Source organism: Actinomadura sp. 3N508, assembly GCF_044326375.1.
In the GTDB taxonomy this organism is placed as follows: Bacteria; Actinomycetota; Actinomycetes; order Streptosporangiales; family Streptosporangiaceae; genus Spirillospora.
The window spans coordinates 166668-187685 of the sequence record NZ_JBIRAX010000012.1; the positions used below are offsets into that span (position 1 = coordinate 166668).

Here is a 21018-nt window from a genome sequence, read left to right on the forward strand (position 1 = left end):
GCGTTGAAGGTACCGGGAGACGGCCCCCACTAAGCTCATGGCCATGACCGAAACGTTCACCAGCCCGATCTCCGGCGGCATCGACGAGCTGTGGGAGCAGCGCGCCGACCTCACCCCGGACGACGCCGACGCGCGCGCCGCCATCGTGGCCGCCGTCGACCAGATCGACGCCGGCGAGGCCCGCGTCGCCCGCATCGACCCGAGCGGCGGCGAGGTGCTCGTCGACGAGCGGGCCAAGCGCGCGATCCTGCTGAGCTTCAAGGTCCTCGGCATGGTGCGCTCCCAGGTCGGCGACTTCCGGTACCACGACCGCATCCCGCTGAAGACCCGGCTGGACGGCGTCCGCGTCGTCCCCGGCGCGATCGCCCGCTGGGGCTCCTACCTCGCGCCCGGCGTGGTGCTGATGCCGTCGTTCACCAACATCGGCGCCTACGTCGACTCAGGCACGATGGTCGACACGTGGGCGACCGTGGGGTCGTGCGCGCAGATCGGCAAGAACGTCCACCTGTCGGGGGGCGTCGGCATCGGCGGCGTGCTGGAGCCGCCCAACGCCAAGCCCGTGATCATCGAGGACGAGGCGATGATCGGCAGCCGGTCGATGATCGTCGAGGGGGCCCGGGTCGGGCGCGGCGCGGTCATCGGGTCCGGGACGAACCTGTCGGCGTCCATGCCGGTCATCGACGTCGAGACGGGCGAGGAGATCGCCCGGGGGCGCGTTCCCGACTGGTGCGTCGCCGTCGGCGGCACCCGCTACAAGGAGTTCAAGGGCGGCACGTTCGGCCTTCCTGCGGTGCTCATCCTCAAGCGCCTCGAAGAGGGTCAGCGGCACGACAAGGCGTCCCTCAACGACATCCTGCGGGATCACGGCATCAATACGTGAGTTCCGTGATCTTCAGGGGGCGGTCGGTGAGGACGGCGGCCGCGGCGGCGTAGCCGGGGCCCGGGTCCAGGTCGGCGAGGCGGACGGGTGACACCGCCGCCTCCCCGGTCCAGGCGATGACCTCGGCGGGGTCGCCGGGGGGCGAGAGGTGGATGTCGGTCATGGGCGCGGCCAGGCCGTGGCCCGTGGCCTTCAGCAGGGCCTCTTTGCGGGTCCAGTAGCGGTGGAAGCCGCTTCGCCTGTCGGCCATGGCCGCCAGGGCGGTGCGTTCCGGGGCCGCCAGGACCATTTCGGCCAGGCGGTCGATGTCGCGGTCGTTCTCCTGCTCCACGTCCACGCCGACGTCGGCGCCCTCGGTGAGGACGATGACGACCCGGTCGCCCGAGTGGGAGAGCGAGAAGTCCACGGAGGAGCCGGGCAGGCGGGGCTTGCCGTGGGTGTCGCCGCAGTGGGGGCAGTCGGTGGTGAACCGCATGGTCCGCGGGTCCAGGCCGGTGGCCTCGGCCAGGGCCGTGCGGGCGAGGAACCGCCCGGTGACGAAGCGGGCCTTGTCCTGGGGCTGGCGGAAGCGTTCGTAGCGTTCGCGTTCTCCGTCGGTGAGAAGGGCGCGCATCTCCGGGGTGTCGGCGGGGCGCGCCCAGCGGACGGCGCACTCCAGCACAGGCATGTCCACGGTCGTGATGATAAGACTTCGTTCATGGGCCTGGATCTGTTCTCGGACGTGGTGGACCTCACGGCGGCCATCGTCGACATCGAGTCGGTGAGCGGTGCGGAGAAGGCGCTCGCCGACGCGGTGGAGGAGGCTCTGCGGGCGTTTCCGCATTTGGACGTGGACCGCGTCGGGAACAATGTCGTGGCTCGGACCCGGCTCGGGCGGGAAGAGCGGGTCGTTCTGGCCGGGCATCTCGACACCGTGCCGCTGAATGGGAACCTCCCGTCGCGCGTGGACGGCGACCGGCTCTACGGGTGCGGGACGACGGACATGAAGAGCGGCCTCGCGGTCGCGCTGCGCCTTGCCGCCACCGTTGTGGAGCCGTCGCGTGACATCACCTACGTGTTCTACGAGTGCGAGGAGATCGAGGCCGAGCACAACGGGCTGCGGAAGCTCGCCGAGAACCGCCCGGACCTGCTCGCGGGCGATTTCGCCGTGCTGATGGAGCCGACCGGCGCGCAGATCGAGGGCGGTTGCCAGGGGACGCTGCGTGCCGAGGTCACGGCCGTGGGGGAGCGGGCGCACAGCGCGCGGGCGTGGATGGGCTCGAATGCCATTCACACCGCCGGGCGCATTCTGGATTTGCTGCGGGCGTACGAGCCGTCGTGTCCGGTCGTTGACGGGTTGGAGTTCCGGGAGGGGCTCAACGCGGTGTTCATCAGGGGCGGTGTGGCGGGGAACGTCATCCCGGACGAATGCGTCGTCACCGTGAATTACCGGTTCGCCCCGGACAAAACCGTCGCGGAGGCCGAGGCGTACGTCCGGGAAATCTTCGACGGCTTCCAGGTGACCGTCACCGATGCCGCGTCCGCGGCCCGTCCCGGGCTGACGCATCCGGCGGCGGCCGCGTTCGTCGCCTCCAGCGGGGCCGGCGTGCGCGCCAAACTCGGCTGGACGGACGTCGCCCGCTTCTCCGAGCTCGGCGTCCCGGCCGTGAACTACGGCCCCGGCGAGCCGACCCTCGCGCACACCAAGGACGAATACGTCGACATTCCCCTCATCGCCGAGTGCGAGCAACGTATGCGCATGTGGCTGGAGGGTCCTACTAACGTGGGTCCATGACATCGGAAGTGAACTCCCGCTCGCGCCGGCAGGGTCCGGCCATGCTGCGGGGACGGGCCGTCCCCCAGACCACCACCGACCAGCGCCTGCTCGACGGCCGCGGCCCGGCCGACTGGGTGCACGCCGACCCGTGGCGGGTGCTGCGGATCCAGGCGGAGTTCGTCGAGGGCTTCGGCCTGCTCGCCGAGCTGCCGAAGGCCGTCAGCGTGTTCGGCAGCGCCCGCACGAAGCCGGGCACCGAGGAGTACGAGCTCGCGGTGGACATCGGCGCCCGGCTGCACGACGCCGGCTACGCCGTGGTCACCGGCGGCGGGCCGGGGATCATGGAGGCGGCCAACAAGGGCTGCAACGACAACGGCGGGCTGTCGGTCGGGCTCGGCATCGAGCTGCCGTTCGAGCAGAAGCTCAACGACCACATCGGCATCGGGCTGGAGTTCCGCTACTTCTTCGTCCGCAAGACGATGTTCGTGAAGTACTCGCAGGCGTTCGTGGTGCTGCCCGGCGGGTTCGGGACGCTGGACGAGCTGTTCGAGGCGATCACCCTCGTCCAGACCAGGAAGATCACCCGGTTCCCGATCGTGCTGGTCGGCACGGAGTTCTGGGGCGGGCTGCTCGACTGGGTCGAGAAGGTCATGCTGACCAGCGGGAAGATCTCCCCGCAGGACCTGGACCTGATCCATGTCACCGACGACCCGGAGGAGGTCGTCCAGATCATCGTCGACGGGCACACCCGGGCCGAGCAGGAGATCATCGAATCCCGCGCCTCGGCGGAGGCGGGGGAGGCCGCCGGGGAGTGACCGCCCGTTCCGTCTCGGTGCGCGACTCGATCGCCCGGACGACCGCCGCCATGTCCGCCTCGCCGTGGCCCAGCGTCAGGGTCTCCCCGTAGAGGGCGTGGCAGACGTCCAGCAGCGGCGAGGCGATGCCGGCGTCCCTGGCGGCCTCCGCGACCAGGCGGTTGTTGTCCAGGACGTTGACGATCGACGCCTGGACGTCGAAGTCGCGGGCGGCGAGCTTGTGCGACTTCGCGCGTGACACGGTGCTCGCCATCGGGCCGGCGTCGAGCACGTCGCGGAGCCGCCGCTCGTCCAGCCCGTGCCCGCGGGCGAAGTGGAACGCCTCCGCCAGCCCGGTGACCATCGTGATCAGGAACAGGTTGACCGAGAGCTTCATCAGCAGCGCGTTCGGCACCGGGCCGCACTCGAACGATTCGTGGCACATCGGCCCGATCAGCGGTCGGACGGCGGCCACCGCCGCCGGGTCGCCCGCCAGCAGCGCGACCAGGCTTCCCGCCTCGGCGGGCCCGCGCGAGCCGGACACCGGCACCTCGGCGTAGCCGCCCCCGGCGGCGCGGATGTCGGTTTCGAGGCCGCGGGAGTAGCCCGGCGACGTCGTGCCCATGTGGACGATCACGCGCCCGGCGACGTTCGCGGCGAAGGCGGGCGTGCCGCGGCCGAGGACGGAGTCGATCGCGGGCCCGTCGGCCAGCATGAGGAACACGATGCGGGCGCGGCGGCACACGTCGCCGGGGCTCGCCGCGACCTCCGCACCGGCGGCCCGGAGCGGCTCGCATTTCGCCGCTGTGCGGTTCCAGACGATGAGGCCGGTACCGGCGCGGGCGAGGTTGAGCGCCATGGGCCGCCCCATGACGCCGAGACCGATGAAACCGACGTCCGAACCCATCGCCGCCTCCGGCCGTGCCGTCGTCCGATCTTGCGAGTTATGACAACGGTCATGATAATGGCCCAGGTGAAAGATGCAATGGCCGAAAGTCGTGGGCCGCGGGAGCGGATGGTGTTCAGCGCGGCGCAGCTCATCCGCCGCGACGGCGTCACGGCCACCGGGCTGCGGGAGGTCGCCGAGCACGCCGGGGCGCCGCGCGGTTCGCTGCAGCACTACTTCCCCGGCGGCAAGGAGCAGCTGGTCAACGAGGCCGTGGAGTGGGCGGGCCGGTACGCGAGCAGGCGCGTCGCGCGGTTCATGGCCGCGATGTCGCGCCCGACGCCGGGACGCCTGTTCGAGGCGATGGTCCGGCAGTGGATCGACGAATACCGCACGGCGGGCTTCGCTAAGGGCTGCCCGGTCGCGGCGGCGACGGTCGACTGCGCGGACACCATCGCCTCGACGCGGGCCGCGTCCGCCGCCGCGTTCGCCGACTGGCGGCGGCCGGTCGCGCGGGAGCTGGCCGCGATGGGCGTCCCGGCCCGGAAGGCGGACGCGCTCGCCACGCTGATGATCAGCTCGCTGGAGGGCGCGATCCTGATGGCGCGGGCGGAGCGGAACGTCCGGCCGCTGCGGACCGTGGCGCGCGAGCTCGGCCCCTACCTGGACTCCTGCGTGGAGAGGCCCGTCGAAGGGGACTGACGGCCGTCCGCGTATGGATCGCGTGAAGATGGCGGGGGCGGGCGTAGGGAACGCGTCAAGATCGGCGGAAAGCGTCCGAAACGGGTGTTTTCTTCGGGCATGGCAGACCTTGTTCTTATCCTGCTGACGCTCGCGGTCTTCGCGCTGCTCGGCCTCGTCGTGAAGGGGGCGGGACGGCTGTGAGTCCCGAGAACGCGATCGGGCTGGCCCTCGCCGCCGGGCTGGTCGTTTTCCTGGTCGTGGCGCTGATCCGCCCGGAGAAGTTCTAGATGGGGGCGACGGCGGCCGGGATCCTGTTCATCGGATCCCTCATCCTCGTGCTCGCGGCGGTCCACGTGCCGCTGGGCGACCACATGTACCGGACGTTCACCTCCCGCAGGCACTGGCGGGCGGAGCGGCTGATCTACCGGATCGTCGGCGTCGACCCGGACGCCGAGCAGGTCTGGAGCGTCTACGCGCGGAGCGTGCTGGCGTTCTCGGCCGTGTCCGTGCTGGCCCTCTACGGGCTCCAGCGGCTCCAGGGACACCTGATGCTCAGCCTCGGGTTCGGTGGCGTCGACCCTGACATCGCGTGGAACACGGCGATCAGCTTCGTCACCAACACCAACTGGCAGGCGTACTCCGGCGAGGCCACCATGGGCCACCTGGCGCAGATGGCCGGGCTCGCGGTGCAGAACTTCGTGTCGGCCGCGGTCGGGATCGCCGTCGCGATGGCGTTCGTGCGCGGCCTCGCAAGGCGGAAGACCGGCGAGCTCGGCAACTTCTGGGTGGACCTCACGCGCGCCGTGACGCGCGTCCTGCTGCCGATCGCCGCCGTCGCGGCGGTCGTGCTCGTCGCCGGGGGAGCGATCCAGAACTTCGCCGACCCGCACACCGTGACCACGCTGACCGGCGGAGAGCAGACGATCACCGGCGGGCCGGTGGCGTCCCAGGAGGCGATCAAGGAGCTCGGCACCAACGGCGGCGGGTTCTACAACGCCAACTCGGCGCACCCCTTCGAGAACCCGACCGCCTGGACGAACTGGATCGAGATCCTCCTCATCCTGCTGATCCCGTTCTCGCTGCCCCGGACGTTCGGCCGGATGGTCGGCGACAAGCGGCAGGGCGGCGCGATCGTCGCGGTGATGGGCGTGCTGGCGCTGCTGAGCGTCGTCGCGCTGAACACGGCGCAGCTCGCGCACCACGGAACCGTTCCCGAATCGGTGACGGCGGCGTCGGAGGGCACCGAGGCCCGGTTCGGGATCTCGAACTCGGCGACGTTCGCGGCGGCGACCACGCTGACCTCCACCGGGGCCGTCGACTCCTTCCACGACTCCTACACCAGCCTCGGCGGCGCGGTGACGATGCTGAACATGATGGTCGGGGAGGTCGCGCCCGGCGGCGTCGGGTCCGGCCTGTACGGGATGCTCATCCTGGCGATCATCACTGTGTTCGTCGCCGGGCTGATGGTCGGCCGGACGCCCGAGTACCTCGGCAAGCGGATCGGCGCCCGCGAGATCAAGCTCGCGTCGATGTACTTCCTGGTCACGCCCATGATCGTGCTGGTCGGCACCGGGATCGCGATGGCGTTCGAGACGCCGCGCGCGAGCATGCTGAACGCGGGCCCGCACGGCCTGTCGGAGGTGCTCTACGCGTTCACCTCGGCGGCCAACAACAACGGCTCGGCGTTCGCGGGCCTCACCGCCGCGACCACCTTCTACGACGTCGCGCTCGGCCTGGCCATGGCGTTCGGGCGCTTCCTGCCGATCGTGCTGGCCCTGGCGCTGGCCGGGTCGCTGGCGCGGCAGACGCCGGTGCCGGTGTCGGCGGGCACGCTGCCGACCCACCGTCCGCAGTTCGTCGGCCTGGTCGCCGGCGTGACGCTCATCCTCGTCGCCCTGACGTTCTTTCCCGCGCTCGCCCTCGGGCCGCTTCCAGAGGGGATCCACTGATGCTCGCAGGCATGCTGCTCGCCTCCGCGCCCGCCGCGCTGCGCAAGCTCGACCCGCGCGTCATGTGGCGCAACCCGGTGATGCTCGTGGTCGAGATCGGGGCGGTGTGGACGACCGCGATGGCCGTCCTCGACCCCTCGGTGTTCGCCGTGCTGATCACGGCCTGGCTCTGGCTCACCGTGATCTTCGCGAACCTGGCCGAGGCCGTCGCCGAGGGGCGCGGCAAGGCCCAGGCCGACACGCTCCGCAAGGCGAAGAAGGAGACCACGGCCCGGCGGCTCACCGGTTCCGGGGGAGAGGAGACCGTCGCGGCGGCCGAGCTGCGGCGCGGGGACCTCGTGGTCGTCGAGGCCGGGCAGATCATCCCCGGCGACGGGGACGTGATCGAGGGCATCGCCAGCGTGGACGAGTCGGCCATCACCGGCGAGTCGGCGCCGGTGATCCGCGAGTCCGGCGGCGACCGCAGCGCGGTGACCGGCGGGACGCGGGTGCTCTCCGACCGGATCGTCGTGAAGATCACGCAGCGGCCCGGCGAGTCGTTCGTGGACCGGATGATCGCGCTGGTGGAGGGCGCGTCCCGGCAGAAGACGCCGAACGAGATCGCGCTGAACATCCTGCTGGCCGCGCTGACGATCATCTTCCTGGTCGGGGTCGCGAGCATGCAGCCGCTCGCGATCTACTCCATGGCGAACGCGCCGGGCGCCGACGGCGGCTTCGCGCTCGACGAGCACGGCGTCACCGGGATCGTGCTGGTCTCGCTGGTGGTGTGCCTGATCCCGACGACGATCGGGGCGCTGCTGTCGGCGATCGGCATCGCGGGCATGGACCGGCTCGTCCAGCGCAACGTGCTGGCGATGTCCGGACGCGCCGTCGAGGCCGCCGGGGACGTCAACACCCTGCTGCTCGACAAGACCGGCACGATCACACTCGGCAACCGGCAGGCGTCGGAGTTCGTCCCGGTCGGCGGCACGACGGGCGCCGAGCTGGCCGACGCGGCGCAGCTGTCCTCGCTGGCCGACGAGACGCCCGAGGGGCGGTCCGTCGTCGTCCACGCCAAGGCCGCGTACGGGCTGCGCGAGCGGCACCCGGGCGAGCTGTCGCACGCGGAGTGGGTGCCGTTCACGGCGCAGACCCGGATGTCCGGCGTGGACGTCGACGGGCGGCGGCTCCGCAAGGGTGCGTCCGGCGCGGTCACCGGCTGGGTCCGCGACCAGGGCGGCGAGGTGCCGAACGCGCTCGCCGCAGTCGTGGACGGCATCTCCGCGTCCGGCGGGACTCCGCTGGTGGTCGCGGAGGCGCGCGACGGCAAAGCGCGCGTGCTCGGCGTCATCCACCTGAAGGACGTCGTCAAGGCGGGCATGCGCGAGCGGTTCGACCGGATGCGCGCCATGGGCATCAAAACGATCATGGTGACCGGTGACAACCGGCTCACCGCGCAGGCCATCGCCGACGAGGCGGGCGTGGACGACTTCATCGCCGAGGCGCGCCCCGAGGACAAGATGGCGTTCATCAAGTCCGAGCAGGAGGGCGGGCGGCTCGTCGCGATGACCGGCGACGGCACCAACGACGCGCCCGCGCTCGCGCAGGCCGACGTCGGCGTCGCGATGAACACCGGCACGTCCGCCGCCAAGGAGGCCGGGAACATGGTCGACCTGGACTCCGACCCGACCAAGCTCATCGAGATCGTGGAGATCGGCAAGCAGCTGCTCATCACGCGGGGCGCGCTGACGACGTTCTCCATCGCCAACGACGTCGCCAAGTACTTCGCCATCATCCCGGCGCTGTTCGTCGCGCTGTTCCCGGGCCTGGACGCGCTGAACGTGATGCGGCTGTCCAGCCCGGAGTCGGCGATCCTGTCGGCCGTCGTGTTCAACGCGCTGATCATCGTGGCGCTGATCCCGCTGGCGCTGCGCGGCGTCCGGTACCGGGCGGGCTCGGCGTCCCGGCTGCTGAACCGCAACCTGCTGGTCTACGGGCTCGGCGGGATCGTCGCCCCGTTCGCCGGGATCAAGCTCATCGACCTTCTCGTCCACTTCATACCGGGGATCAACTGATGAACGCGCTACCCGGCTGGCTCCGCCGGCATGTCGCCGCGCTCCGCGCGCTGCTCGTCTTCACCGCCGTCCTGGGCGTCCTGTACCCGCTGGCCATCACGGCCGCAGCGCAGGTGCCCGGCCTGAAGGACCACGCGGACGGCTCCCACGTCAGCGTCGACGGACGGCAGGTCGGCAGCGAGCTGATCGGCCAGCCGTTCACCGGCAAGGACGGGAACCCGCTCAGGCAGTACTTCCAGGGCCGCCCGTCCGCGGCGGGCGACGGCTACGACCCGACCGCCACCTCGGCGAGCAACCTCGGCCCCGAGGACATCATCGACAAGGGCGATGAGCAGAGCCTGCTCAGCATGGTCTGCACCCGCAGCAAGGAGATCGGGGAACTGAACGGAGTGGACGGCTCGCGCCCGTACTGCACCAAGGGCGGGGTCGGTGCCGTCCTGTCCGTCCAGCCCGGAAGGGTGATCAGCGTCAACGAGCCGTGCCCGGCGGCCGCGCCGTTCATCGCCGAGTACAAGGGCGTCAAGGTGGAATGCGCCCCAGCCGGCCTGGATCCCCGCGCCGGGAAGATCGTGCCGGTCCGGGGGAGCGCCCCTGCCGAGCCCGCCGTCCCGGCCGACGCGGTCACCGCGAGCGGCTCCGGACTCGACCCGCACATCTCCGTCGCCTACGCCGAACTACAGGCGAGGCGCGTCGCGGAGATGCGCGGCGTCCCGGTGCGGACGGTGCGGAAGCTCGTCGGCGGCGCGACGACCGGACGCGCGCTCGGGTTCATGGGACAGCCCGTGGTGAACGTCCTCCAGCTCAACATCGCCCTGGACAAGGCCGCCCCCTACCGGGGCTGAGAGGATGGAGCCCATGGCCAGGGGGCAGCTCCGCATCTACCTGGGCGCCGCACCAGGGGTCGGGAAGACCTACGCCATGCTGTCGGAGGCGCGGCGGCGGCAGGACCGCGGCACCGACGTCGTCGTCGGCTACGTCGAGACGCACGGACGCGCCCGCACCGCCGCGCTCCTCGACGGCCTGGAGGTCCTGCCGCGCGCGACCGTGACACATCGGGGCGCCGAGTTCACCGAGCTGGACGTGCCCGCCGTGCTGCGCCGCGCCCCCGAGGTCGTGCTGGTGGACGAGCTCGCCCACACCAACGTCCCCGGCTCCCGGCACGACAAGCGCTGGCGGGACGTCGAGGAGATCCTCGACGCCGGGATCGACGTGATCACGACCGTGAACGTCCAGCACCTGGAGTCGGTCAACGACGTCGTGGAGAACATCACCGGGGTGCCGCAGCGCGAGACCGTCCCGGACGAGGTGGTCCGCGGCGCCGGGCAGGTCGAGCTGGTCGACATGGCACCGGAGGCGCTGCGCCGCCGGATGGCGCACGGCAACGTCTACACGCCCGAGAGGATCGACGCGGCCCTGTCCAACTACTTCCGCGTCGGGAACCTCACGGCGCTGCGGGAGCTGGCGCTGCTGTGGCTCGCGGGCAAGGTGGACGAGCAGCTCGACCGGTACCGCGCCGACCACGGCATCGGCGGCACCTGGGAGGCGCGGGAGCGGATCGTCGTCGCGCTCACCGGCGGGCCCGAGGGAGAGACGCTGCTGCGCCGCGCGACCCGCATCGCCGCCCGCTCCAAGGGCGCCGACCTGCTCGCCGTGCACGTGGCGCGCGGCGACGGGCTGGGCGGCGGTGGCGCCCGGCCGCGCGAGCTGGCCCGGCAGCGGGAGATCGTGGAGGGGCTCGGCGGCACGTTCCACCAGGTCGTCGGGGACGACATCCCGCGCGCCCTGCTGGAGTTCGCGCGCGCCGTCAACGCGACGCAGCTCGTCCTCGGCATCTCCCGGCGGGGACGGCTCGCGCAGCTGCTCCGGCCGGGGATCGGCGTGACGACGACGGCGCTGTCCGGGACGATCGACGTCCACATGGTCACCCACGACCAGGCCAGGCAGGGCATCCGCGGGCCGGTCCGCGACCAGGGCCTGTCGGCCCGCCGCCGCGCCGCCGGGTTCCTGGCCGCCGCGGCCGGGCTGCCGCTGCTGACGTTCGGGCTGGCGGAGGCGCGGCCCGCGCTGTCGCTGCCGTCCGACATCCTGTTCTTCCTCGCCGCCGTCGTCGCGATCGCGCTGGTCGGCGGGATGTGGCCCGCGCTGTTCACCGCCGTCGCCGGGTTCCTGCTGCTCAACTGGTACTTCACCCCGCCGATCCACCGGTTCACCGTCGCCGAGCAGGAGAACCTCATCGCGCTCGCGGTGTTCGTGCTGGTCGGCGTCGGCGTCAGCATGGTCGTCGACCACGCGGCGCGGCGGTCGCGGGAGGCGGCGAAGCTCGGGAGCGAGGCCGGGCTGCTGTCCACGCTCGCCGGGAACGTGCTGCGCGGCGAGCGCGCCCTCGACACCCTGCTCGGACGGATGCGCGAGACGTTCGGCCTGACCTCCGTGACCCTGCTGGAGCGGCCGGTGCCCGCCACGCCCGACAGCCACGGCGACCCGGCCGACTGGCGGATCGTCGCGACGGTCGGCGGCCGCCCGTGCACCTCGCCGGGCGAGGGCGACACCGAGATCCCGGCGGGCGACGGCCTCACGCTGGCGATCCGCGGCCGTCCGCTCCCGGCGGGGGACCGGCGGGTGCTGGAGGCGTTCGCCGTCCAGGCCGCGGGCGCGCTGCGCCAGCAGCGGCTGGAGGCGGAGGCGGAACGGGCCCGGCCCCTGGAGGCGGCCGACAAGATGCGGACCGCGCTGCTCAACGCCGTCAGCCACGACCTGCGCACCCCGCTGGCCTCGGCGAAGGCCGCCGTCGACAGCCTCGGCACCAGCTCCGTCGACTGGACGCCCGAGGAGCGCGCCGAACTGCTCGACACCGCCGCCCAGTCCCTCGACCGGCTCGACCGGCTGGTCGCCAACCTCCTCGACATGAGCCGCCTGCAGGCCGGGGTCCTCGGCATCGCGGCGCAGCCCATCGCGCTGGAGGAGATCATGCCCCGCGCCCTGGACGACCTCGGCGGCTCCGGCGGGGACGTCACCGTCCGGCTCGACCCGCTGCTGCCGGAGGTGACCGCCGACCCGGCGCTGCTGGAACGCGTCCTGGTCAACCTGATCGCGAACGCGCTGCGGCACAGCCCGCCGGGCGAGCCCGTCCTGATCACCGCAGGCGCGATCAAGGACCGGGTGGAGCTGCGGATCGCCGACCGCGGCCCCGGCGTCCCGCCCGCCGACCGGGAACGGATCTTCCTGCCGTTCCAGCGGCTCGGCGACCGCGACAACCACACCGGCGTCGGGCTCGGCCTCGCGCTGGCGCGCGGGCTCACCGAGGCGATGGGCGGCGAGCTGGTCCCCGAGGACACCCCGGGCGGCGGCCTCACCATGATCGTCGCGCTGCCCGTCCACGAGCAGGGGCCCGTCCCCGAGGAGGCGGTATGACGCGCGTGCTGGTCGTCGACGACGAGCCTCAGCTCCTCCGCGCGCTCCGCATCAACCTGCGCGCCCGCGACTACGACGTGGACGTCGCCGCCGACGGCACGACCGCGCTCCGGCAGGCCGGTGCGTCGCCGCCGGACCTGGTCGTCCTCGACCTCGGGCTGCCCGACATCCCGGGCGTCGACGTCATCCACGGGCTGCGCGGCTGGACGCAGGTGCCGATCATCGTCCTGTCCGGCCGGGCCGGCAGCCAGGACAAGGTCGAGGCGCTGGAGGCGGGCGCGGACGACTACGTCACCAAGCCGTTCGACATCGAGGAGCTGGTCGCCCGCATCCGCGCCGTGTCCCGCCGCGTGTCGGTCACGGGCGAGGTGTCGCGGGTGGAGGTCGGTGAGCACACCGTCGACCTGGCGGGCAAGACGGTCAGCGGCGGCGTCCACCTGACCCCGACCGAATGGCATCTGCTGGAGCTCCTGATCCGCAATCCCGGCAAGCTCATCAGCCAGCAGCAGCTCCTCACGGCCGTCTGGGGGCCGTCCTACCGCCGCGAGACCCACTACCTGCGGCAATACATGGCGCAGCTCCGCCGCAAGCTCGAAACCGACCCCGCGCACCCGAAGCACCTGCTCACCGAACCCGGGATGGGCTACCGGTTCCAGCCCTGAACTCGCAGGCCTGATCTCCGGGAGGAGGGAAGGAACCGGGCCGGGAGGTGGGGAGCGTGGAAGGAAAAGCCAAGGTCAAGGCCTGCTTGGCGGCGGTCACGGCAGGGACGCTTGCGCTTGCCGGATGCAGTGGCGACGAGGGCGAGGGGAGCACGGCCGCGCGGACGTCCGCGCCGGTCAGCGCCGGTCCGGCGGCGGATCTCCAGCAGCAGTACGAGAAGGTCGTGGACGCCGTCCTGCCGTCCGTCGTGAAGATCACGACCGACAAGGGCGAGGGATCGGGGGTCGTCTACGACGGCCAGGGCCACATCGTCACGAACGCGCACGTCGTGGCCGGGGCGGACCGGATCCAGGCGACGGCGGCCAGCGGCGGCTCGCCGCTGAACGCGCAGCCCGTGGGCGCGTTCGCCGCCGACGACCTCGCCGTGGTCAAGGTGTCCGGCGGGTCGCTGCGCCCGGCGTCGTGGGGCGAGTCGGGCAAGGCGGAGGTCGGGCAGATCGTCCTGGCGATGGGCAACCCGCTGGGCCTGGCCGGCAGCGTCACGAACGGGATCGTGTCCGCGCTGCACCGGACGGTCTCGACCCGGGGCGAGGGCGCCTTCCAGGGCTCGACGATCGCCGACGCCATCCAGACCAGCGCGGCGATCAACCCGGGCAACAGCGGCGGCGCCCTGGTCACGCTGGACGGCCAGGTGATCGGCGTGCCGACGGCCGCCGCGTCGGACCCGTCCATCGGCGCCCCGGCGGCGGGGATCGGGTTCGCGACGCCGAGCGACACGGTGAAGCGGATCGTCCCGCAACTGATCCGGTCCGGGAAGGTGTCGGACTCGGGGCGGGCGGCGCTCGGCGTGACGGTCCGGACGATCGTCGACCCGCAGAGCGGCCAGAGGTCGGCGGTCGCGGTCGTGGAGGTCGAGCGGGGCGGCGGCGCCGCGAAGGCGGGGATCGAGCCGGGCGACCTGATCCTCTCGGTGAACGGCACCGCCACGCCCGACCAGACGGCGCTGTCGTCGGTGCTCGCCACGCTCAAGCCGGGCGGCATCGCGAACGTCGAGATCCAGAAGCCGGACGGGACGAAGAAGCGCGTCCAGGTGACGCTCAGCGAACTCCCCGGAGGCGGCTGACCAGCCTCGGCGACGGCCTGGAAACCGGCCTGGACGTCTCGCCTGTACAGAGGTACAGTGTACATCGGTACAGTTTGCTGAACGGATGTACAGGCGGTGAGGATGGCAGCCGGCGAACGGCCCGAGGACCTGACCGGACGGGCCCGCATCAGGGACGCCGCGCTCCTGGAGTTCGCGGAGCGCGGCGTGAAGGGCGCGACGATCCGCGGCATCGCGAAGGCCGCGGGCGTCTCGCCGGCCCTCGTGCAGCACCACTACGGGACCAAGGAAGCGCTGCGCGAGGCATGCGACGAGTACGTCGTCGCGGCCGTCCGCGAGATCAAGGACGAGTCGCTCCAGGGCGGGATGGCGAGCCCCGGCTTCATGGAGATCGCCATGCGGACGGCGCTGCCCATCCAGCGCTACATCGCCCGCGCGCTGACCGACGGCTCCCAGGCCGCGGCGACGCTGTTCGACGACGTCGTGGCCTACACCAAGGAGGTCCTTGAGGCCGGCAGGCCCGGGGTGGCCAAGCCCACCACCGACGACCTGCACGCCTACGCGGCCGTCATGACCGGGATGAGCCTCGGCACCTTCGTCCTGAACGACCACCTCTCAAGAGCCCTGGGCGCCGGCGTGCTGACGCAGGAGGGCTATCCCCGGATGGCGCTCGCCATGATCGACATCTACGACGACAGGCTCCTGTCGCCGGAGCTGGTCGCCCAGGCGCGCGCCGGCCTGAAGCACATGCTCGCCTCCGGCGGGCAGTCACCCCAAAAGGAGAAGCGGTGACCGAGAACACGCCCCCCGTCGAGATCCACGGCCTGGTCAAGACCTTCGGCCAGACCCGCGCGCTGGACGGCCTGGACCTGACCGTCCGGCCTGGCGAGGTGCACGGCTTCCTGGGCCCGAACGGCGCGGGCAAGTCGACCACGATCAGGGTCCTGCTCGGCCTGCTGCGCGCGGACTCGGGCACGGCCCGGCTGCTCGGCGGCGACCCCTGGCGGGACGCGACCGAGCTGCACCGCCGCCTCGCCTACGTCCCCGGCGACGTCACGCTGTGGCCGAACCTGTCCGGCGGCGAGGTCATCGACCTGCTCGGCCGGATGCGCGGCGGCATGAACCCGCGCCGCCGGGCCGAGCTGCTGGACCGTTTCGAGCTCGACCCGCGCAAGAAGGGCCGCGCCTACTCCAAGGGCAACCGGCAGAAGGTCGGGCTGATCGCGGCGCTGGCGTCCGACGCCGAGCTGCTGCTGCTGGACGAGCCCACCTCCGGCCTGGACCCGCTCATGGAGGAGGTCTTCCAGGAGTGCATCCGCGAGGAACGGCGCGACGGGCGGACCGTCCTGCTGTCCAGCCACATCCTGTCCGAGGTGGAGGCACTGTGCGACCGGGTGACGATCATCCGCAACGGCGCCGCCGTGGAGACCGGCACCCTGGACGAGCTGCGGCACCTGACCCGCACCTCGATCCACGCCGAGCTGGCGGCGCCCCCGGACGGCCTCCCGCTGCCCGGCGCCCACGACGTCCACATCGACGGCAACACCATCAAGTTCGAGGTCGACACCCCCCGGCTCGACGAGGCGCTGCGCCAGCTCACCCAGGTCGGCGTGCGGAGCCTGACGAGCCGCCCGCCGACGCTGGAAGAGCTTTTCCTGCGCCACTACAAGGACGAATTGGAAGAGGTCTCGAAATGAGCGCGCTCGTCGGAACCGGGGGGCTGGTCCGGCTGATCCTGCGCCGCGACCGGTTCCTCCTCCCCGCCTGGGTGATCGTGCTCGCCCTCATCCCGATGGGCTTCGTCGGCGCGACCGACAGCCTCTACCCGGAGGTCGCAGACCGGCTCCAGTACGCGCGGACCACCGGCACCAACCCGACGTTCCTCGCCCTCTACGGGCCGATGTACGACACCAGCCTCGGCAGCATCATCGCCCAGCGCTCCGGGTTCATCCCGGTCGTGGTCGCGATCATCAGCGCGCTGATGGTCGTCCGGCACACCCGCACCGAGGAGGAGGCCGGGCGCCGCGAGCTGCTCGGCGCCACCGTCACCGGGCGGGGCTCCGGCCTGGCCGCCGCGCTCATCGTGACGATGGCCGCGAACCTCGTCCTCGCGGTGCTGCTCGCCGCGGGCCTCGCCTCCCAGGGCCTGCCGTTCGCGGGGTCGCTGGCCCTCGGGCTCCAGCTCGCCGCGGCGGGCTGCCTGTTCGCGGCCGTCGCGGGCGTCACCGCGCAGCTCAGCGAGGGCGCGGGCGCCGCCCGCGGGATCGCGCTCGCCTCGCTCGGCGTCGCGTTCGCGGTCCGGATGGCCGCCGACGTCGGCGGCGCGGGCAACGGCCTGTCGTGGCTGGGCTGGGTGTCGCCGTTCGGCTGGATCAACCGGCTGCGCGCCTTCGGCGGGGAACGCTGGTGGACGCTCGCGCTGGTCGCGGTGCTCATCGCCGCCCTGGTCGCCGCCGCCGCGGCGCTCCAGGCCCGGCGCGACGTGGGCGCCGGAATCCTGCCCCCGAGCCTCGGGCCGTCCGCCGCCTCGGCGCGGCTGTCGGGGCCGTTCGGGCTCGGGTGGCGGCTGCAGAGCCGTCCCCTGTACGGGTGGCTCGCCGGGTTCGCCGCGCTCGGCGTCGTCTACGGCGCGCTCGCCAAGGGCATCCGGGACATGGTGGAGGACAACCCCGAGCTGGAGGAGATCTTCACCAAGATCGGCGGCCAGTCCGGGATCACGGACGCCTACTTCGCCTCGGTGATGAGCATGCTCGGCCTCATCGTCGCCGCCTACGCGGTGTCGGCCGCGCTGCGGCTGCGGACCGAGGAGTCCGGGCAGCGCGCCGAGCCGCTGCTCGCCACCGCGACCGGACGGCTGCGCTGGGCCTCGAGCCATCTGGTGTTCGCCCTGCTGGGGCCCGCCGTCGCGCTGGCCGTCGCGGGCGGCGCCGCCGGGCTGACGCACGGGCTGAACGCCGGTGACGTCGGCGGCGAGCTGCCCCGCGTGCTCGGCGCCGCGATGGCGCAGCTCCCGGCCGTGTGGCTGGTCGCGGCGATCGCGCTCGCGCTGTTCGGCCTGGCGCCCCGGCTCACCGCGGGCGGCGCCTGGGCGGCGGTCGGCCTGTTCGGGCTGCTCACCCTGTTCGGGGCGAGCCTCGACCTGGACCAGCGGGTGCTGGACGTCTCGCCCTTCGCCCACATCCCGAAGATCGGGCAGGACTTCGCCGTCATGCCGCTGGTCTGGCTGGCCGCCCTCGCCGCCGTCCTCGCCGCCCTCGGCCTGGCCGGGTTCCGCCGCAGGGACCTCGCGATGCACTGACCCGTCCGGCCCCCGCCCCGCGCCGGGCCCGGCGCGGGGCGGGCCCGTAGGATTGGGCCGGTGGAATCTCCGAAACCCCTCGCCGTCTGCGTGTTCTGCTCGTCCAGCGGGACGATCGACCGCGGCTACGTCGACCTCGCTGCGCAGGCCGGAACCGAGCTCGCCCGGCGCGGCCACAGCCTCGTCAGCGGCGGCGCCAAGGTCTCGTGCATGGGCGCCGTCGCCCGCGCCGCGCGGGCGGGCGGCGCCCGCACCGTCGGGGTGATCCCCGAGGGCCTGGTCAGCGTCGAGATCGCCGACGAGGACAACGACGAGCTGATCGTCACCCCCGACATGCGCACCCGCAAGGGCGAGATGGACCGCCGCAGCGACGCGTTCCTCATCCTGCCCGGCGGCATCGGCACCCTGGAGGAGCTGTTCGAGGTGTGGACGGCCCGCGTCCTCGCCATGCACGCCAAGCCCGTCGTGATCCTCGACCCGACCGGCGTCTACGACCCGCTCCGCGAGCTGATGCGCGGCCTCACCGAGCAGGGCTTCGCCCGCGCGCGGATCTGGGACGCCATCGGCTGGGCCGACTCCGTCCCCAAGGCGTTCGACCTGCTGGAACGCTCCCAGCCGCGCATCGAGTTCTCTCCCGACGACTACGCCGAAGCGGAGCTGTGACGCGTGCGCGCCCGTGAACTCGCCGCCGAGTACCCCACCGTCACGCCGTCCGACAGCGCGCTGGACGCGGCCCGCCTCCTCGCCGCGCAGGGTCTTCCCGGCCTCGTCGTCGTGGACGGGGAGGGCCGCGCCGTCGCGGTGATCCCGGGCTCGCGGCTGCTGCGCCAGATCGTCCCGGCGCACGTCCGCGAGGACCCGACCCTCGCCCGCGTCTACGACGAGCGGCACGCCGACCGGCTCTGCGCCGGGCTCGCCGACCGGACCGTCGCCGACCTGCTGGCGGACGAGCGCACCCCGCTCCCCGTCGTCGACCACAACGCCACCGTCATGGAGATCGCCAGCGTCATGGCGGGCGCGCGCAGCCCCGTCGTCGCGGTCACCGACGACGAGCGGCATCCGAAGGAGGGCGTGGTCCTCGGCGTCGTCACCGCCGCCCGCCTCCTGGAGCGCCTCCTGCCGACCTGACCAGCGCCCTGCCCGAACCACGTGCGTCACCCGAAGGAGCCGAATGTCCATCGACGTGCCCGCCTCGCGGGAGCTCGCCGCGATCGCCGAACTCGCCGCCCGCACGGCCGGCGGCCCGCTGCGGGCGGCGTTCCGCTCGCGCCCGGAGGTCGACGTCAAGACCGACTTCCACGACCCGGTCACCGAGCACGACCGCGCGTCGGAGGAGACGATCCGGGAGGTGCTCGCCGAGCACACGCCGGGCAGCGTCGTGGTGGGGGAGGAGGGCGGCGCGCGCGGCGACGCCGGCACCGCCGAGATCCGCTGGTACGTCGACCCCATCGACGGGACGGCCAACTTCGCGGTCGGGCTGCCGTTCTGGTGCGTGTCGATCGCCGCCGTCGCGGCGGACGAGCTGGTCGCGGGCGCGGTGTACGACCCCATGCGCGACGACATGTTCACCGCGACCCTCGACGGCGCCACCTGCAACGGCGAGCCGCTCCGCAGCCGCGGCGCGACCCGTGACGCGACCGCCGTGGCCGCCACGTCCTACCCCAGCCCGCACGACCTGAGCATCGGCGACCGCGACGAGACCCTGCGCCGCTTCGGCCTGATGGTGGACGCGTTCGCCACCGTCCGCAGGCCCGGCAGCGCCGCGCTCACCCTCGCCCACATCGCCGCGGGCTGGACGGACGTCGCCTACGACTCCTCCATCAACGCGTGGGACATCGCCGCCGCGATGCTCCTGGTCAGGCAGGCGGGCGGGACCTACCTGCCGCTCGGCGGACGCCCCGGCGGCCACGACTGGGACGCCCCCGGATACCTCGCCTGCGTCGGCGGATTCGACCTCCCCGGGTCGGTCATGACGGAGATCGCCGGGCTCGCCGGCGCGGGCGCGCACTAGCGCCGGCGCCCGGAAACTGAAGATTGTCCTGGGGGTTTGCCGTCCGTCCGGTGCTCGTTCATCGCCGGTTCAGGGGCGGCGACCAGGCTCCCGCGTGATCCCCTCACGTGAAGGAGTGCCCATGTCCGTGACCCGTCGCGGAGTCGTCAAGGGCGGCGCGGCCGGTGCGCTGTCCATCGCGCTCGCCGGAAGCCTGGACGGAATCTTCCAGACCTCCGCGGGCGCCGACACCGGAGAGGCGTTCGGCTACGGCCCGCTCGTCCCCGACCCCAAGGGCGTCCTCGACCTGCCCAAGGGTTTCTCGTACAAGACGCTGTCGGTGGAGGGCGAGCCCATCTCCGCCGGCGTCGTCGTCCCCGGCCACCACGACGGGACGGCCACGTTCCCCGCGCGCGGCGGCCACGACCACTTCCCGCACTGGACCGGCCGGGACGAGCGCCCCGACTGGCCCGGCTGGGGCGACCGCGAGCGCGGCAACGCCCACCGGGGCCACACGATCCTGGTGCGCAACCACGAGCAGAGCAACAACGGCACCCGCGCCGTCGCGCCGCCCGAGCTGACCTACGACCCGGCGGCCAACGGCGGCACCACCAACCTGCTCGTCGACCGGGACGGCGACCTGGTGTCGCAGTACGTCAGCCTCGCCGGGACGGCCGTGAACTGCGCGGGCGGCCGCACCCCCTGGGGGACGTGGCTGACCTGCGAGGAGACCGAGGGCTTCAAGGGCGAGACCAAGAGCCACGGCTGGGTCTTCGAGGTCGACCCGTACGGCAGGCGCACCAAGCCCGTCCCGCTGACCGGTCTCGGCCGGTTCGCGCACGAGGCCGTCGCCGTCGACCCGCACACCCTCACCGCCTACCTGACCGAGGACGCGTCCAAGCCGTTCGGCCTGTTCTACCGGTTCCGTCCCAAGGCCCACCGGGGCGGCTACCACGCCTACCTGAAGGGCGGGGAGCTGGAGGCGCTGAACGTGCCGGGCCTTCCCGACCTGTCGCTCGTCACCGAGCCCGGGACCAGGTTCCGCGCCCATTGGGTGGACGTGCCGGACCCGTCCGCGAAGCAGACCTCCGTCCGCAAGCAGTTCGAGTCGATCACGCGGAGCCAGAAGCTCGAAGGCGCCTGGTGGGGGCACGGCAAGGCGTACTTCGTCGCCAGCTTCTCCAGCAAGGAGGACGGCGCCGCCGGCGACCACGCGGGCCAGGTCTGGACCTACGACCCGCGCCGCAACGAGATCGAGCTCCAGCTGATCTTCAAGCCGGGCGGCCGGTTCGACGGCCCGGACAACATCACCGTCTCCCCGTACGGCGGCGGCGTGATCCTGGCCGAGGACGGCGACGGCGAGCAGTACCTCGTCGGCACCACGCGCAAGAACAGGCCGTTCGCGTTCGCCCGCAACGCCCTCAACGGCAGCGAGTTCGCCGGGGTCACCTTCTCCCCGGACGGCCGCATCCTGTTCGCCAGCCGCCAGTCCGACCCGGGCGCGACGTTCGCGATCACGGGCCCCTGGCACCGCCTGCGCGGCTAGGGCCG

Annotated in this window: 20 protein-coding genes; 18 read left to right on the top strand and 2 right to left on the bottom strand. The window is 72.6% G+C overall.

The genetic code is table 11. The features are described 5' to 3' along the window. Positions 1–43 precede the first annotated feature (43 nt). Positions 44–880, top strand: coding sequence for a 2,3,4,5-tetrahydropyridine-2,6-dicarboxylate N-succinyltransferase (locus ACH34S_RS34490; RefSeq protein WP_395957075.1), 837 nt, complete (start codon positions 44–46; stop codon positions 878–880). Here the strand turns inward: ACH34S_RS34490 and ACH34S_RS34495 are convergent. After that, positions 870–1547 (bottom strand): 4'-phosphopantetheinyl transferase family protein, encoded by a 678-nt coding sequence (locus ACH34S_RS34495; RefSeq protein WP_395957217.1) that lies wholly within the window; start codon positions 1545–1547, stop codon positions 870–872. The genes ACH34S_RS34490 and ACH34S_RS34495 overlap by 11 nt on opposite strands. 30 nt (positions 1548–1577) lie before the next feature. Between ACH34S_RS34495 and dapE the strand changes: the two genes are divergently transcribed. Both dapE and ACH34S_RS34505 read left to right on the top strand, forming a co-directional pair. Beyond that, positions 1578–2654: a succinyl-diaminopimelate desuccinylase gene (gene dapE, locus ACH34S_RS34500; RefSeq protein ID WP_395957076.1), complete on the top strand. Its 1077-nt coding sequence runs from the start codon at positions 1578–1580 to the stop codon at positions 2652–2654. Further along, on the top strand, positions 2651–3451 hold the full coding sequence (locus tag ACH34S_RS34505; protein ID WP_395957077.1) for a TIGR00730 family Rossman fold protein: 801 nt from the start codon (positions 2651–2653) through the stop codon (positions 3449–3451). The genes dapE and ACH34S_RS34505 overlap by 4 nt, the downstream gene beginning before the upstream one ends. Here ACH34S_RS34505 and ACH34S_RS34510 read toward each other — a convergent pair. Next, positions 3402–4337, bottom strand: a complete 936-nt coding sequence (locus ACH34S_RS34510; protein WP_395957078.1) for an NAD(P)-dependent oxidoreductase — start codon at positions 4335–4337, stop codon at positions 3402–3404. The two genes, ACH34S_RS34505 and ACH34S_RS34510, sit on opposite strands and share 50 nt — an antisense overlap. Positions 4338–4415: 78 nt before the next feature. Between ACH34S_RS34510 and ACH34S_RS34515 the strand changes: the two genes are divergently transcribed. The 15 genes from ACH34S_RS34515 to ACH34S_RS34585 all read left to right on the top strand — a co-directional run bounded on the left by ACH34S_RS34515 (position 4416) and on the right by ACH34S_RS34585 (position 21013). Further along, positions 4416–5018 (top strand): TetR/AcrR family transcriptional regulator, encoded by a 603-nt coding sequence (locus tag ACH34S_RS34515; RefSeq protein ID WP_395957079.1) that lies wholly within the window; start codon positions 4416–4418, stop codon positions 5016–5018. A gap of 179 nt (positions 5019–5197) precedes the next feature. Continuing rightward, entirely contained in the window at positions 5198–5287 is a 90-nt protein-coding gene (kdpF, locus tag ACH34S_RS34520) for a K(+)-transporting ATPase subunit F (RefSeq protein WP_395957080.1), read from the top strand. Beyond that, positions 5288–6949 carry a potassium-transporting ATPase subunit KdpA gene (gene kdpA / locus ACH34S_RS34525; RefSeq protein WP_395957081.1) on the top strand — a complete coding sequence of 554 codons (1662 nt, stop codon included), beginning with the start codon at positions 5288–5290 and terminating at the stop codon, positions 6947–6949. Further along, positions 6949–9003 carry a potassium-transporting ATPase subunit KdpB gene (gene kdpB / locus ACH34S_RS34530; protein ID WP_395957082.1) on the top strand — a complete coding sequence of 685 codons (2055 nt, stop codon included), beginning with the start codon at positions 6949–6951 and terminating at the stop codon, positions 9001–9003. Before kdpA ends, kdpB begins: the two co-directional genes overlap by 1 nt. Then, on the top strand, positions 9003–9845 hold the full coding sequence (locus ACH34S_RS34535; protein WP_395957083.1) for a potassium-transporting ATPase subunit C: 843 nt from the start codon (positions 9003–9005) through the stop codon (positions 9843–9845). The genes kdpB and ACH34S_RS34535 overlap by 1 nt, the downstream gene beginning before the upstream one ends. Positions 9846–9858: 13 nt before the next feature. Then, positions 9859–12414, top strand: a complete 2556-nt coding sequence (locus ACH34S_RS34540) for a DUF4118 domain-containing protein (RefSeq protein ID WP_395957084.1) — start codon at positions 9859–9861, stop codon at positions 12412–12414. Continuing rightward, positions 12411–13076, top strand: coding sequence for a response regulator (locus ACH34S_RS34545; RefSeq protein ID WP_395957085.1), 666 nt, complete (start codon positions 12411–12413; stop codon positions 13074–13076). Before ACH34S_RS34540 ends, ACH34S_RS34545 begins: the two co-directional genes overlap by 4 nt. Before the next feature lie 56 nt (positions 13077–13132). Beyond that, entirely contained in the window at positions 13133–14200 is a 1068-nt protein-coding gene (locus ACH34S_RS34550) for a S1C family serine protease (RefSeq protein ID WP_395957086.1), read from the top strand. Between the two features lie 102 nt (positions 14201–14302). After that, positions 14303–14971, top strand: coding sequence for a TetR/AcrR family transcriptional regulator (locus ACH34S_RS34555; RefSeq protein ID WP_395957087.1), 669 nt, complete (start codon positions 14303–14305; stop codon positions 14969–14971). Next, the gene (locus tag ACH34S_RS34560; protein ID WP_395957088.1) at positions 14968–15876 is read left to right on the top strand and encodes an ATP-binding cassette domain-containing protein; all 909 of its coding nucleotides are present in this window, start codon (positions 14968–14970) and stop codon (positions 15874–15876) included. Before ACH34S_RS34555 ends, ACH34S_RS34560 begins: the two co-directional genes overlap by 4 nt. Continuing rightward, positions 15873–17477, top strand: coding sequence for an ABC transporter permease (locus tag ACH34S_RS34565; RefSeq protein ID WP_395957089.1), 1605 nt, complete (start codon positions 15873–15875; stop codon positions 17475–17477). The genes ACH34S_RS34560 and ACH34S_RS34565 overlap by 4 nt, the downstream gene beginning before the upstream one ends. Positions 17478–17537: 60 nt before the next feature. Beyond that, positions 17538–18140 (top strand): TIGR00730 family Rossman fold protein, encoded by a 603-nt coding sequence (locus tag ACH34S_RS34570; protein ID WP_395957090.1) that lies wholly within the window; start codon positions 17538–17540, stop codon positions 18138–18140. 3 nt (positions 18141–18143) lie between these two features. After that, positions 18144–18605 (top strand): CBS domain-containing protein, encoded by a 462-nt coding sequence (locus ACH34S_RS34575; RefSeq protein WP_395957091.1) that lies wholly within the window; start codon positions 18144–18146, stop codon positions 18603–18605. 43 nt (positions 18606–18648) lie between these two features. Then, entirely contained in the window at positions 18649–19488 is an 840-nt protein-coding gene (locus ACH34S_RS34580; protein WP_395957092.1) for an inositol monophosphatase family protein, read from the top strand. A gap of 121 nt (positions 19489–19609) precedes the next feature. Beyond that, a complete protein-coding gene (locus ACH34S_RS34585) occupies positions 19610–21013 on the top strand; it encodes an alkaline phosphatase PhoX (RefSeq protein WP_395957093.1) in 1404 nt (467 codons plus the stop codon). The last annotated feature ends 5 nt before the right edge of the window (positions 21014–21018 follow it).